Annotated in this window: 9 protein-coding genes and 2 pseudogenes; 5 read left to right on the top strand and 6 right to left on the bottom strand. The window is 43.3% G+C overall.

Annotated features, from left to right (window positions below):
- Window positions 1-136: 136 nt before the first annotated feature.
- The 6 genes and pseudogenes from ACYQ2N_RS12495 to ACYQ2N_RS12520 form a co-directional block, all read right to left on the bottom strand.
- Window positions 137-577, bottom strand: a complete 441-nt coding sequence (locus ACYQ2N_RS12495) for a helix-turn-helix domain-containing protein (RefSeq protein WP_459999586.1) — start codon at window positions 575-577, stop codon at window positions 137-139.
- Window positions 578-590: 13 nt separating this feature from the next.
- Window positions 591-995 (bottom strand): annotated as a pseudogene (locus ACYQ2N_RS12500) (DUF6932 family protein); the annotation flags it as partial.
- Window positions 996-999: 4 nt separating this feature from the next.
- Window positions 1,000-1,365, bottom strand: a complete 366-nt coding sequence (locus tag ACYQ2N_RS12505; RefSeq protein WP_459999587.1) for a recombinase family protein — start codon at window positions 1,363-1,365, stop codon at window positions 1,000-1,002.
- 490 nt (window positions 1,366-1,855) lie between these two features.
- Entirely contained in the window at window positions 1,856-2,314 is a 459-nt protein-coding gene (locus ACYQ2N_RS12510; RefSeq protein WP_459999588.1) for a hypothetical protein, read from the bottom strand.
- Window positions 2,315-2,403: 89 nt separating this feature from the next.
- Window positions 2,404-2,526, bottom strand: a pseudogene (locus ACYQ2N_RS12515) (IS91 family transposase); the annotation flags it as partial.
- A gap of 546 nt (window positions 2,527-3,072) precedes the next feature.
- On the bottom strand, window positions 3,073-6,810 hold the full coding sequence (locus ACYQ2N_RS12520; RefSeq protein WP_459999590.1) for a bifunctional diguanylate cyclase/phosphodiesterase: 3,738 nt from the start codon (window positions 6,808-6,810) through the stop codon (window positions 3,073-3,075).
- A 208-nt stretch (window positions 6,811-7,018) separates the two neighbouring features.
- Between ACYQ2N_RS12520 and ACYQ2N_RS12525 the strand changes: the two genes are divergently transcribed.
- The 5 genes from ACYQ2N_RS12525 (at window position 7,019) to ACYQ2N_RS12545 (ending at window position 14,863) form a co-directional block, all read left to right on the top strand.
- Complete coding sequence (locus tag ACYQ2N_RS12525; RefSeq protein WP_459999591.1) at window positions 7,019-11,326, top strand: non-ribosomal peptide synthetase family protein; 4,308 nt, start codon at window positions 7,019-7,021, stop codon at window positions 11,324-11,326.
- A gap of 12 nt (window positions 11,327-11,338) precedes the next feature.
- Window positions 11,339-12,664 (top strand): HD-GYP domain-containing protein, encoded by a 1,326-nt coding sequence (locus ACYQ2N_RS12530; protein WP_459999593.1) that lies wholly within the window; start codon window positions 11,339-11,341, stop codon window positions 12,662-12,664.
- 34 nt (window positions 12,665-12,698) lie between these two features.
- Window positions 12,699-12,983: a DUF1294 domain-containing protein gene (locus tag ACYQ2N_RS12535; protein ID WP_459999595.1), complete on the top strand. Its 285-nt coding sequence runs from the start codon at window positions 12,699-12,701 to the stop codon at window positions 12,981-12,983.
- Between the two features lie 217 nt (window positions 12,984-13,200).
- Complete coding sequence (locus ACYQ2N_RS12540; RefSeq protein ID WP_459999597.1) at window positions 13,201-13,968, top strand: ABC transporter ATP-binding protein; 768 nt, start codon at window positions 13,201-13,203, stop codon at window positions 13,966-13,968.
- A gap of 88 nt (window positions 13,969-14,056) precedes the next feature.
- On the top strand, window positions 14,057-14,863 hold the full coding sequence (locus ACYQ2N_RS12545) for an ABC transporter permease (RefSeq protein WP_460000531.1): 807 nt from the start codon (window positions 14,057-14,059) through the stop codon (window positions 14,861-14,863).
- Window positions 14,864-14,873: the final 10 nt, after the last annotated feature.

Below are 14,873 nucleotides of genomic sequence, written 5' to 3' on the forward strand. Positions count from 1 at the left end.
CATCTAGCCCTTGGCCCACCAGGTTTTGAGGCGATTTTTATGCCTACAGACTGTCGAACCCGAGAAGCTCTCGCATCACTTAACCATGTTGCGAGAGCTTTTTTAACAGGATTAAAATGAAAGCAACGATACATTATTATGCTCCTAATTCTCCATCAATCTCAATGTTTATTGTAGCTTTCATTCCCATTGCTTCCATAACCGTTTCGATTTTTTCTGTAGTAGCTCCGTAGTATTCGTGTCTTTCATCTCTAGACACTTGAGACTCACTAACTCCCAGCTTATTAGCTAATTCAGCTTGTGTCATACCTAAATATATTCTATATGCAATAAGGGTTTTTCCGATATCAGTAAATTTATATATCGGATTAAATGAACCACGTTTGATTTTTTCGTAAGATTCTACTTCTGCTTTTAATTGTTCATGGAATGATATTAAGGGTTGTATTGCCATTTTAATTTGTTCCGAATTTAAACCCATGTCTTCAAAACGTTTTTTTTCACTATTAATAAATTCCTGATCTTGCTTCAATTTTTCAATAGCCTTTTGATAGGCTGGTTCATTTTTAATAATCATATTAGCCAACTCCTTATTTAATTATTTGAATAATACCTTTTGGTAAGAATGTATCTCGGGTTTTTCGAAAAGCAGCTGGAAACATCTGTTCATTTCCATATTCATCTTTAATCCCACAACCTTGGCCTACATGGGGATATAATTCTACTTTATAACGGTGCCACATAGGTAATTGAGGTTTTGCAGAATTACGATCATAAATTCGGCTGTTCCAGTCCCAAGTCCACACCTTATATGGGTCTATTTTGTTTAATTCTCTTACTATATCTGGGAGTGTATAAGGGTTAGCAACAAAGTAACCATCAATGTCGCTAGGACTTGCTTTGTCTTCAACAAAGGAACCATCAATAAAGATTTCATCTATTCCTACTGTATATAATTGATTAACTAGAATACTTAAATTATTGACTAACATTAAACGTTTATGAGAATTCCATGGTGAACCATCTTCTGGTCCACGTACTAATAAAGAATTTTTTAATTATTCTATAGTCATTGGCCTGGTTTTCTTCTTGCGCATAGCCTTCCAGAAGGGAAATTAAAAAATCTTGCCCCGACTCCCGAGTATGGATACCCTCGGCCTCAAAATATACGTCAACTAAAAGGGCGCGTAATTTATTCAATACATCAAGGGTGTCTGCGGTGTTCCTGCCAAAGCGGCTGACTGATTTCGTAACAATCATCTCGATCCTATGATTGCTGCAATCTTCCAGCATTCTTTGGAATTCAGGGCGTCCGGAAGTGCTCTTTCCGGATTGTAGTCGGCATAAATATCTACAAGTTCCCAATCCACACGACTGTTCACCATAAGCTTATAATAAGAAATCTGGTTTGAAAGGCTTTGGGATTGATCTTCGTGCGTGGTGCTGACCCTGCAGTATACGGCTACTTTTGAAATGTGGCGCGTGAGATAATGATTGACGGTGAAATTCTTCGGCCTTTGGCATATTGTCAGTATGATTGTTCCGCCATTGGCGGTGACTAGGCCTTTTGGGCCGGATGATAACGTCGTCTGACCAGTGGTAATTGAGCACTTTGTTGAAAAAAAGTTTAATACGGTCATGAAGATACTGTTTGAGTTCATCCGGCGAGACCTTGGATGCAATGTCTCAAATTAAATTGGTTGGCTATTTGCTCTTACGTAGCCACCGCGCAGCGGTTTAGTACAACAGCGTATTCCAAACACTTAGACAAGATGAAAGCAGTATGGCGCGTCGGGAATACGCGAGACGTTAGGCGTAATTCCCTATTCTGGTTGAGTACGTTTAAGTATTTAATTTAAGCATCTTTTCTTTTGGGGTTACCAAATTTAGCTACAAGAAAGTATAAATAGAAAGCAAATAAAAGATGCGCTACATAAAAAACAGCGATAGACAATGGTTCAGTTCGAACAAATTGAGTAAGATTTAGTAACTTCAGAATAAAACCGGTTCCAAATAGCCAAATACCATTTACAATGATGAAGGCTTTTAACAAAGCATAGTCCCAGCCTGTAAAGTCTAGAGCAGCAATGTATACTAGGGCGTAAACTCCCCCAACAATAGTACTCCATACAATAGTTAGTAATTTCATATAAAAAGGATAAGTATCAGGGTTTAAAAAAATTTCATAAGTTATTTGAGTCATATTTATTGTTTTACCAGGGATCAACAAATTTAATAAAAAGAGGGATAATAATCCAGCTAATGACCCTATGAAACCTGCAAAACACGCTAAAAGAAGTCTGTCTTTTATCAAAGTAAACACTCTTTTCGTTAGTAATTATTTCTTTCTTTGTTACTATCTTTTCCAACATATGTGGAAACTATGAAAACTAAAAAATTTATTACCTCGGCATGGGAACCTAGTGTTGCGGTACGGCAGTGACGAATCATATTAAAGGCTTTGGCCTGAGCAGGAGACATAGAATTAAGATGGACGTGATTAAAAATATCCTGAAGTTCAGGCATTTGGATCACATCCATCAAGAGGACTTCTCACAGAGGAAATATGCCCAGTTGAGAGGTGAATATAGTTAGAGGTCGTCGAAATATTGCTGTGCCCCATGAGCTTTATCATAAAGGGAATTATTCGGGGAGCCGCCGTCCATGGCGGCTTCTGGTATGCGGGGCACCTGACTTCGTGTAACAGGTGATTCCCAACACTTAGCAAAGATGGATGTGGTTAGGACGCGTCGGGAATACTCGGGACGTTATACGACAGCTGGGTTAAGGATCGGCGTTGTGGGAAAGAGACTTTAGGGTAACCGTAGGGGGTTTTAGCATGTCTATCGAAAATGTGGCCTATGTCAGCCTTTTAGGAAAGTTTTCGCCGTACCAAGGGGAATTGTGGACAACCCCTGTCAACATAACAGAACTACTATCGGTAAAGCTAAAGTCGAGGCATAAATCTTTGCTTGCTTTAGCTTTATTTTTTAGGCTCTTCTGTCATTGAAAGAGTTTAGGTGAAAAGGTAGCAGGGGTATTATTTAGTTATTCTGGCAGTAAATCTGTTTATTATGAGTGATTTCCTGAATGGATCGTCCAAGGCCAGGTACCTTTTCTTAGAAGCTCTGTAAGCTCCTCAGCAGGCATAGGCCGACAGGCCAGGTAGCCTTGCATCTCATCACAGAGATGGGTGCGGAAAAATTCGAATTGTTCCCGTGTTTCGACACCCTCCGCCAAGACTTTAAGTCCCAGGCTGTGGGCCAATTGAATAATGCCGATGACTACTTTGGCACCGCTGGCTCCGGAGATGTCCGTGGTGAAGCTGCGGTCAATTTTTAGTTTGTCTACGGGCAAGCGGTGCAAATAGCTAAAGGAAGAGTAACCGGTGCCAAAATCGTCGATGGCTATAGTGATGCCCATCTCTTTTATCGCGGCCAGGAGTTGGAGGGCCTGATCTTCGTTGTCCAGCAGCATGCTTTCCGTAATTTCCAGTTCTAGGGCAGACGGAGCAACGCCGGTCTGGGTCAGGGTGTGGGCTATCGTCTGGGCTAGATCCGGTTCATTAAACTGGCGGGCAGACAGGTTAACAGCCACTTTAGGTACGGGCAGGTTCTCGCCCTGCCACATTAGAACCTGGCGGCAGGCCGTTTCCAGAACCCAGCGTCCGATGGGTACGATAAGGCCGGTTTCCTCAGCCACCGGGATGAAAACGACCGGAGGGATGACCTCCTGCCCGGGGGGCTGCCAGCGTATAAGTGCTTCAACTCCGGTAAGCTTTCCGCTGTGGAGATCGACCAGCGGCTGGTAATAAAGAAGAAACTGGTTGTTCTCCAAAGCCCGGCGCAGATTGATTTCAATTTCGAAACGCCGGGCAAATTGGGTGTTAAGGCCAACGGTAAAAAAGCTAAAACTGCCCGGCCGATTGGCTTTGGCATGGTGCAGGGCGGTATTGGCGTGCTGCAGCAGGATCTCCGGGCTGCTGCCATCGGTGGGGTAAATGCTAATACCAGCGGTAGCACTAATATACAGCTCCTTGCCCTCAAGCCGAAAAGCCTGGGAGAAGGCAGCAAGAAGGTCGTCGGCGGTTCTGGCGATATCCCGTTCACGCTCAACCAGAGGTAGAAGGACTAAAAATTCATCCCCTCCCTGGCGGGCCAAAGTAACTTCTGGCGGCAGCGCGCTGACCAGACGGCGGGAGATTTCTTGCAAGAGAATATCTCCTTGGCTGTGGCCGAAAGTATCATTGATCAGTTTATAACGATCCAGGTTCAATGCTAAGACAGCAGCCAATTTCTGCTCAAGGTGCGCTAAGCTTATGGCTTGAGTCAGATGTTCCCGGAAGAGGAGCAAATTGGGGAGTCCGGTCAAAGCGTCGTGCTGTTCTTGATAAACCAGTTGGCGCAGTAAAATGCGTTTGTCGCTGACATCGTGGAAAACAAGCACCGCACCGATGATGTGACCGTTGTGGCTGCGGATGGGGGCTGCCGTGTCTTCGATGGCAAATCGGCGGCCATGGTGGTGCGCGAGCACGGTATGATTGGCCAATCCGATAATAGTGCCTTCCCGCAGGCAGCGTGTTACCGGGTTCTCTACGGTGGCCCCGGTTTGTTCATTATAAATCATAAAAACTTTCTCTAGGTCCTGTCCCGTGGCCTCTTCTTGTTTCCACCCCGTCAACTTTTCGGCCACAGGGTTGAGGTAGTCCACGACCCCATGCACATCGGTGGTGATCACAGCGTCACCAATGGAGTCCAGGGTCACCTGAGCCCGTTCTGTTTCTTGCCATAAGGCCTCTTCAGCCAGCTTGCGTGGAGTAATGTCCTCATAGAGAACTACTATCTCGTGGGAAGGCAAACGGTAGATTTCGTGCTCCCGCCAGCCGATGATACGCTCGTTATCACAAAAAGTGGCCGGAAGATGGATGGGTTTCCCGCTCTGCCAGACCTGGCGGAAGGCATCTAAAAAGCCAAGCTCATCGGACTTAGGGAAAAATGTCGTCACTGTCTGGCCGATGACCTCGGAGCGCGACAAGTGCTCGACCCGTTCGGCGGCGGGGTTAAACTCTTTAACGATGAAATCTTCTCCGTCATTGATTGCTTCTAAAACAATCACCGCATTGCTCATGTGTTGGAACATGGTGCGGTACCGGGCCTCACTGGCCTCAAGCTGCTCTTGGGCTGCCAGGCGTTCCCGGATGTCCCGGATAACGACCAGGATGAGGACGCCCTCTTTGCCAGGGACGGCCCGGGCGCTTACTTCCACGGGAATGGAGTTGCCGTCCTTGTCACGGTGGCGGGTCGTGAAGAGAATTGAGCCCTCTTTTAGCACGCTGGCCATTTGTTTCGGGATTTCCGCCAAGGTGTCGGGAGCCCGAAGGTCTTGCATGCTCATCTTGACCAAGTCTGTCCGGCTGATTCCGTAAATTCGTTCAGCAGCCGCATTGGCTTCGACAATACGGCCATCAGGACGGATGGTAAACAGAAGATCATTAACTTGATCCGCGAGAAAACGTAAACGGAGCAAGTGTTCTTGTTCTATGGCTTGGGCCAAGGCTATGCGCATCTTGAGGGCAAAATTTTGTAGAGACAAGCGGCAAGGGGGGGAGAAACATTCATCCGCTCTTCCGTAGAGTACGAGCACAGCCACGGCTTCCCCTCCGTGCTCGATGGGAAGGGAAAAAATCCAATTAAGCTTGTGTTCCGCATGGAAGTTGGCCCAGGGAGCAAACAACGGGTGGTCGGGAAGATAAAAGAGCTGCGGTTCTTTGGTACGTATGGCTAAACCGGCAGACCCTTGTCCATAAGGGGAGTCATCCCAGCGCACGGTCAGGTCGCCACCGGTTGATACCCCTGCCTGGGCACATAAGATGATCGAGCCGTCTTCCTCCTTCGTGCCCACCCAGGCTCCGGGATAACCTAAATCTTGGACAAAGCGGTCACAGAGAAATTGCCAGACTGTGGTCAAGGACTCGTTGGCCAGAAGCAAACGGTCTATTCCGGAGAGAATCTCTTCCTGTAGGGTCAGGCGCTTTTGTTCTGTGATTTCCATGAAGGTGCTCAGATATTGAGAACCGCCGTCAGGAGCGGCGAGTCGGTCGGTGTGGAGCAAGAACCAGCGGTTAGGATGGTCAGGATGCTGGAGACGGATTTCCAAAGGTTGGCTGGGATCAGCCGTGCTTAGAGCACGGGCAGGCAGATTGGACCAATGAAAAGGTGTTCCATCATGATCGCTTAATATCCCTTCCGGCCAGACGGAGAGATTAGGACTCGGGCTGCAGGGTTGCCCGAAAAATAAGTGACAGAAGGATTTGTTGACCTGCAGTGCCTGGCCTGCCGGATTTTGAAGCAAAAGGCCGGCAGAGATGCCATCGTAAACCAGTTTCAGATAGGCGTCACGCTTGGTGATTTCTTGGAGGCGGAGGGCAGCTTCGTCCTGGGCAGCAGCCAGTTCACTTGAAGTGGCTGCTAATTCGGTATGAGCGTTTTCCAGGGAGTGGTAAGCTGCGCCTAAGTCCTGGAGGTGTTTTTCGACAGAGCGGGCCGCGGTAGCAATGTTGCGGGCCGTGTTCCGGAGCAAAGCATAAAGCAAGAAGGCGCTGATAGCGACAAAAAACCAGCCCTTAACGGTGGATAAAACCACGTAAAGCCTGTGGTCTGTCACAAACAGACCGAGCAGCCGGTCGGAGAAAAGAATCCACAGGGTGCTAAGGAAAGCGTAAATTAAAGTGATGGGCCAGGGAGACAAGCGGGGAATTTTGTCCGTGTGAATGGGTTGTTTACCGAATTTCAGCAAGCGGATGAAGTTCAAAATCCCTCAGTCCTCTCTGGCTTAAATTGAAAAATCCGAACATGAATGAAGAGGATTTTTTTACCGAAATCTATCTACATGATTCGGGGAGATTAAGGCTAATTCCTGCCAACGCATGGTCAAGACCTGAAGGATTTATTATTGATTTGTCGAATTTGTTACCTAGTAACTATGTGAAATTTTCTTAATTTTTTGGAGGGGCTTCGAAATGCATCAAGAACTCTATACGTTGACTAATGCTCAAAAATCCATTTGGGTAGCAGATAATCTGTATCCTTACACGAGTCAAGCAAATTTAGCTGCAACTGCAACGATCCATGAGTATGTTGATATCAAGTTGATGAACAAAGCAATAAATTTAGTCATAAAGCAAAATGACGCTCTCAGAATCAGAATCGTTAACTCTGACGGTACGCCCAGGCAATACTTTGCTGAGTTTGAAAGTAGAGACGTTGATACTTTGGATTTTTGCTATCAAAGCGGAGAAGAAGATTTTAAGCTATGGGTACAGGAAAAAACCGAAGAGCCCTTTGCGCTAATTGACTCTGAATTATTTCACTTCGCCATAATTAAACTATTTGATAAAACCGTGTTTTTTTTAAATCTTCATCATATCATTGTTGATGCTTGGGGCGTAGTGTTGGTGATAAGAAAGGTACTTCAGGAGTATTGGTTTCTAAAAAATGGAGTGGACAGGGATGATGCCGTAGAACCTTCTCTTATCGATCATATAAACACTGAATTGAAATTTATAGACTCCGAGCGCTTCGCCAAGCAAAGAAGTTTTTGGTCAGGTATATTCGAAACCGTGCCTGAATTCATTGAGATTCACCCTGAAAAGGGTTTACATAATCTCAAAGCGCAAAGAAAAAGTTATGTCTTATCCCCTGACATAAGCTTTAAACTACAAAACTTTTGTACGTTAAACGAAGTATCTTCATTCAGTGTTTTCTACGCACTGCTTGCACTCTATTTATTCAAGAAAACCGCGAAGAAAGACATCGTGATTGGAACGCCGGTCCTCAACCGCTCCGGAAATATAGAAAAGAATACCGTAGGGATGTTTATGCACAATATCCCTGCCAGAATATACATTGACCCCGGTTTAGACTTTTCAGCCTTTGTTACCGAATCTTTTAGGGAATTAAAAAAATACCTGCGCAATCAAAGGTATCCTTACAGTAATATCTTAAAGGATTTTCGCGAAAGACATCAATTCTCCGGTACTCTGATGGATGTTATATTAAACTTTCATAATGCAAGGTTTGATTCTGTCATAGATTATGAGGGAATCTGGCACTACTCAGGGGCGCAGACTAATTCATTATCTCTATCTGTGAGTGATAGGGCTGGCACAGGGATGCCGATTTTGGATTATGATTATTTACTTGAAGCCTTTGACGAAACTGAAATCGATCAAATGCATGCAAGTCTGAGCAATCTACTTACTGATGCCTTGGATCATCCTGGAAAGAGGCTTTCGGAGCTGTCTATCCTTTCCCAAACTGAGTTGAACATGATATTAAAAGGGCATAACCAGACTGAGTTAATCTATGATGCAAAAACCGTAACTGAACTTTTTGAGTATGAAGTTTACAAATCCCCGGAAAAAACCGCATTAATATTTGAGGGTAAAAGTCTAACCAATGCTGAGCTTAATCATAAAGCCAATCAGCTTGCCCATTACCTTCGTGCCCGGGGAGTAGGGCGCAATGCCATCGTAGGTTTATTGGTAAAGAGATCCTTGGAAATGGTGGTTGGAATTCTAGGGATACTTAAAGCCGGGGCCGCCTATCTTCCTGTTGATCCAAGTTACCCGGATAACAGGATTGCTTACATATTTAAGCAAAGTGATGTCAGGCTTATCCTTACGAACATAGATTATGAGGAAGACAAAGATTTCAATTGCCAGTTTGAGCACATCTCGTTCGCAAACACAATAATTTACAAAGGGTTTGATGGAAGTAATATAGAAAAGGCGGCTGAACCGAATGACCTGGCCTATGTACTTTACACATCAGGTTCCACAGGTAACCCGAAAGGGGTTATGGTACCACATAGTGCTTTATGTAATTTAATCCATGGGATTGCTAATGCGATCGACTTAGAAGGCAAAACGATGCTTTCCTTGACTACGATTTCCTTTGACATTTTCTTTTTAGAGACAATTTTGCCGCTTGCCCGAGGGATGCGGGTTGTTATTGCGAATGAGGATGAGCAGATCATGCCTAAGCTATTGCGGAACCTGATCAGTAAGTATCAAGTAGATATCATCCAAGCCACCCCATCAAGAATGAAACTAATTCTGGATGAGGGACATGATCAAAAAGCCCTATCCCGTTTGTCCTATGTCTTAATAGGAGGGGAAGAGTTCCCGGGCTCTTTGCTGCCTGAGCTTGAGCAAGTGACACGCGCCCAAATCTTTAATATGTATGGTCCTACTGAAACTACAGTCTGGTCAACCATGAAAAAGATTACTTCAAATGAAAAAATCACGATCGGCAGGCCAATTGCCAACACGCAAATCTATATGCTTGATGAGTATTTGGCTCCTGTCCCCATTGGTTCGGTCGGAGAAATCTTTATTGCCGGCGATGGGGTATCTTTAGGGTATCTAAATAATCCGGATTTAACGTTAGAACGATTCTTGGATAATCCATTTAACCCTGGCAAGAAAATGTATAAAACCGGTGATTTAGGGAGATGGCTGAGCAACGGTGACATAGAATTTTTAGGTCGAAATGATAACCAAGTAAAGATCAGAGGGTTCAGAATTGAGCTGGGGGAAATTGAGGCCCATCTTGTAGAACATGCGTTGATAAACGAAGCTGTTGTAACCGTTAGAGAAGATAAAACGGGTAAAAAATATTTATGTGCTTATTTAACCGGTAAAAGAGAGATTTCTGATGAAGAGCTAAAATTGCATTTATTAAAATCTTTACCGAACTATATGATTCCGGCCTGGTTTATCTGGCTTGAACATTTGCCACTCACTCCGAACGGGAAGCTGGATCGCAAATCGCTATCCGAACGCTTGGAGATTCCTAGCGTGCAGAAATCCAGTATATATGTTGCTCCGCGCAATGATACTGAGTTTAAGTTAGCCTCTTTGTGGGCTGAAGCACTTCAGCTTGAAAAAGTAGGAATTGACGATAACCTGTTTGCTCTAGGAGGAGATTCCTTATCAATTCTCGAGATAATGTCTGTAGCCTTATCCGAGGGATGGAAACTTAGTGCCCAAGATTTTTATGAATGTCCGACAATTAGGAGTCTAGCGGCTAAGATTAAAAGTGGGGCTGAGCTCAATGGCATTACGGAGGACGAAATCTTTCATGATAAATGGGAATTAGCGGATGGATATGATCTAAAGCCTATGGACATTGGGAACGTCTTACTAACTGGTACGACCGGTTTTCTGGGGATACACTTGCTTAGAGAATTGTTGGAGCAGTCAAGATGTGAAATCTATTGCCTTGTGCGGGGAAGTAACGCGAAACAGAGGCTGCATGACATGATAAACTTCTATTTCCCTGCCTTTCCTTCTATTTATCTTAAACGGATTATTGTCTTAAATGGGGATATCACCAAGAAAAATTTTGGTTTTACAGAAGGTGATTATCATTCCCTGGCTAGAAAGGTTCAAACCGTAATTCACAGTGCCGCCTTGGTTGACCATTATGGTCAGTTTACTAACTTTGAGAAAGTTAATGTGGAAGGAACCTCTGAAATAATTAACTTTTGCTTAAAGTTTAATAAGAGACTTAACCATCTCTCCACAGTTAGTGTTTCAGGTAATTTCAAACTGGATTATAAAAAACCCGAGGTCGTATTTAAGGAAAATGACTTTTTTATTGGGCAGGATTATAGATCTAATGTTTATGTCCAAAGTAAGTTCGATGCGGAAAACCAAGTTTTCAAAGCCCAAAGACAAGGCTTACGTGCAACGATTTTTAGAGTGGGAATTTTAACTGGGCGCTACTCAGACGGTCATTTTCAAATTAACATTGAAAAAAACGCGTTTTACCGGAGACTTAAATCCCTTTTTACCCTAAAGGTTGTGCCGACTAGTTTTAGGGGGCAGAGCTTAGAGTTAACACCCGTTGATTACTGTGCCCAGGCAATTATAAAAATCGTTAATGTTAACCAAACGAATGGACTGGCTTTCCATATATTTAATAATAAGAAAATAACTACCGACGATTTCTTGCGAATTTTGAAGAATTTAGATATTGCATTTGAAATATTAGAAGATATTGATTTTAATATTTATATTAATCATTTGTCAAAAACTAAAATAGGCAAGGAAATATTAAGTGGCATTATTTCAGAGCTTGTAATTAACGAGAAATTAGATTATGGTAATAGTATAGCTGTGGATTCGACATTTACAAACACTTACTTGCATAAATTGGGCTTCGTTTGGCCGATTATCGATGAAACTTATCTAAATAAAATTATTACTTATATGGAGAAAGTTAAGTTTTTCACTAAGGTATTTGAAAAAAGTTTAAGTTAGGATGTTTAATTTATGTTAGCTAAGGCATTAAACTTTTTTACTGGCCTAAAGCACTTGTATATACCTGAGGCTCAAAAACTTGAGTTCGATCAAGAACTTATTAGCATCAATTTTTACCGTTTGCGGAACTTAACTTTCATATTAATATTCGGGTCAATAATTTTACTTGGCACGGATTTTCTAAACAAACAAAAAGGTCTCTGGCTTTCAATTCCAGGCTATAAATGGTTATTCTATGTCCATTTACTTTTATTGTGCAGCATGCTTGCCCTTTTGCCTTTATTGTTATTGGCACGGAATAGCAACTCCAATCATATGCGGTGGCGCTCTTTTTATATAATACTTGTTACTTATTCGATAACGATTATTTGCACCTTGATTTCAATTGTTGATCAACTAATTCATGGACAGATTACAGTTTATATCTTGGGGTCAATAATAATTTCCGTCTTCGCTTACCTTAGACCATGGGCAAGCCTTAGGGTTTTTCTAACTTCTTATTTAGTTTTTTTAGTGGGAATCACCTTCGTTCAGCAAAACCCAGCCATGTTAAGGGGGCATTATATTAATGGCACTGTCCTGGCATTGTTAAGTCTGTTTTTATCTATCGTCCTCTATTATTCCAAAATAGCGGACTTCTTGAGTAAGAAAACGATTGAATGCCAAAAAGGTGAATTAGAACAAACAAATCACCAATTGAAGCGGACAAACTCCAAGTTGCAGGAATCTCTGTTGGCACTTGACGAGTCGCAAAACATTATTTTCACCTTGACGCTTGCCATGGAATCAAAGGATGCCTACACTCATGGACATTCGGAGCGGGTCGCTGAATATTCACTGGAGCTTGCTCGCTATCTTAATTTAGGCGAGACCGATCAGGTCCATTTATATCGTGCAGCAATTTTACACGATATCGGGAAGATCGGCATTCCGGATGCGATTTTGAATAAGCCCAGTATTTTAACCAGTGACGAGTGGTTAATCATGAAGTCTCATCCTGAGCGCGGAGAAACAATTTGCTCAAGGCTCAATTTTACGAAAGAAATTCTGCCAATTATCAGACATCACCATGAGCATTATGATGGAACGGGTTATCCTGATGGGTTAAGAGGGGAGTCCATTCCTTTTTTGGCGCGTATCGTAAGCATAGCCGATATGGTAGACGCTATCACTTCAAGACGCCCGTACCGCTCTGCAAGAACACTTGGACAAGCACTCGAAGAGCTAAGGAAACACAAGGGTACACAATTTGATCCAATTTTAGTTGAAGCATTTATTGAGCTTTATAAAAATAAAATTAATAGCGGGGTCATAGAACTTTCAAGTGCAACGATTTAATTGGTACGTTCAATGTGGGATAGGGGAAAGATGAGTGGGAGCAAAGACGATAGAGATTATGCTAATCCTATATCTAAGCTGGAATGTTATAACTTTTGCAATCATGGGTTTAGATAAATTTAAGGCTGTTACAAACAGATGGAGGATTAGTGAACACCACCTTTTAACGGTGGCTTTTTTCATGGGAGCTTTGGGAGTCTTATTAGGAATGAAAATTTTTAGGCATAAGACCAAGCACTTGAAGTTTATGGTTGGGGTTCCAGTATGCTTAATTATAAATCTTATTCTTCTCTATGGGGTGTATAAAAGCCTTGTATAGTCAGGTGAAAAATATTGCCAGCATCCAAGCTTGAACTACCCTTGCTGCCGGGCAATTAACCCATCAGCGTCCCTAATATAGGAATTAGGGCGTTTTACTGCTTAGCCTTTATCTGTCCCACAAGACAGATGAAGGCTATTTCGTTATCCCCATTACTCACGCAATAATGCCTTTGCCAATACACTATTAAAGATCGAGACACTGAGGGGGGAGTGCCATGAAACCTGTGGTTGAGGTACATAACTTGAGCATGAAGTATCAGTCTCTCAATGGGGAAATAAACGCTCTTGAAAATATTAACTTTTCAGTGCAAGAGGGGGAATTTGTGTGTATTGTCGGCCCCAGCGGCTGCGGCAAATCCACCCTTTTATCCATTATTTCAGGGCTGCTTGCTGCGACTGCGGGAACCGTTTTGCTCAGCGGGGAAAAGGTTAGGGGGACTTCCGCAAAAATAGGATATATGCTGCAAAAGGATCACCTTCTTGACTGGAGAACCATTTTTGAGAATGTAATGCTCGGGCTTGAAATAAGAAAAGCTGTGACACCCGAGGCTAAAGAGCATGCATTAAAATTGCTGCAGACCTATGGCCTGTATGAATTTCGAAATAAGTATCCCACCCAGCTTTCCGGAGGGATGAGGCAAAGGGTGGCTCTGATACGAACCCTGGTGACAGATCCTGAAATTCTTCTCCTGGATGAGGCTTTTTCCGCACTTGATTATCAAACAAGACTGGTAGTCAATGATGACATCTTTGCCATTATTAAAAAAGAAAATAAAACCGCCATTCTTGTAACTCATGACATTGCTGAAAGCATCAGCATGGCAGACCGAGTGATTGTCCTCTCCAAAAGACCGGGAACGGTAAAAAACATTTATTCCATCAGCTTAAGTATTGAAGCAAGGACCCCTCTAACCTCCCGCGAGGCTCCGGAGTTTCGCTATTATTTCCAAAAAATATGGAAGGAGCTTGATGTCCATGTCTGATCTGAAGTATGAAAACACTCCGGCCATGGCAGAGGCTTCCGCTGTTTCTTACAAAAATGATGCAGTTTCATCCTACTCTGCGCAAGAAATGTCCATGCAAGCTTCACCAGAACATAAAGAATACTTGCGACGCGTCAGGATGGGGAAGATTAGGGTTCGGTTAACACAAGCGCTGATCTTAATTGTGGCCTTAGCACTGTGGGAAATCTGTGCCAGAGCAAACATTGTGGACTCATTTATTACCAGCCAGCCATCGCGGGTCATTAAAACCATCATTAATTTATATGAACAGGGGGTCTTGTTCCAACACATTGGCATTACCTGTCTTGAAACAGTCATCGGTTTTGTGCTGGGTACACTTTTGGGCACGATCATCGCTGTGATCTTATGGTGGTCAGAATTCCTGTCCAAAGTCTTAGAACCTTATTTAGTCGTGCTCAATAGTCTGCCGAAAATTGCACTCGGACCGATATTTATCGTGTGGATAGGGGCTGGTCCAGCAGCAATCATTGTCATGACGCTGGCAATTTCTCTTATTGTCACAGTTTTGGAGGTGTTAAACGGATTTTTAGCGATTGACCAGGAAAAGATCAAGCTGGTGCAAACCTTTGGTGGGACGAAATTCCAGGTTCTTACGAAGGTATTACTTCCGGCCTCGTTCCCGACTATCATAAATGCCCTTAAGATTAACGTTGGGTTATCCTGGGTCGGGGTCATCGTGGGCGAGTTTTTAGTATCCAAAGCCGGTTTGGGCTACCTTATCGTCTACGGGGGTCAAGTGTTCAAGTTGGACCTGGTTATGACAAGTGTAATTATTCTGGGTGTGGCGGCAGCCTTAATGTACCAGGGGGTGGTTTACTTTGAAAAGCTCTTAGTTAAAAACAAAGGGAAGTGAAAAATCCCTG

This window comes from Paradesulfitobacterium aromaticivorans (assembly GCF_054657415.1).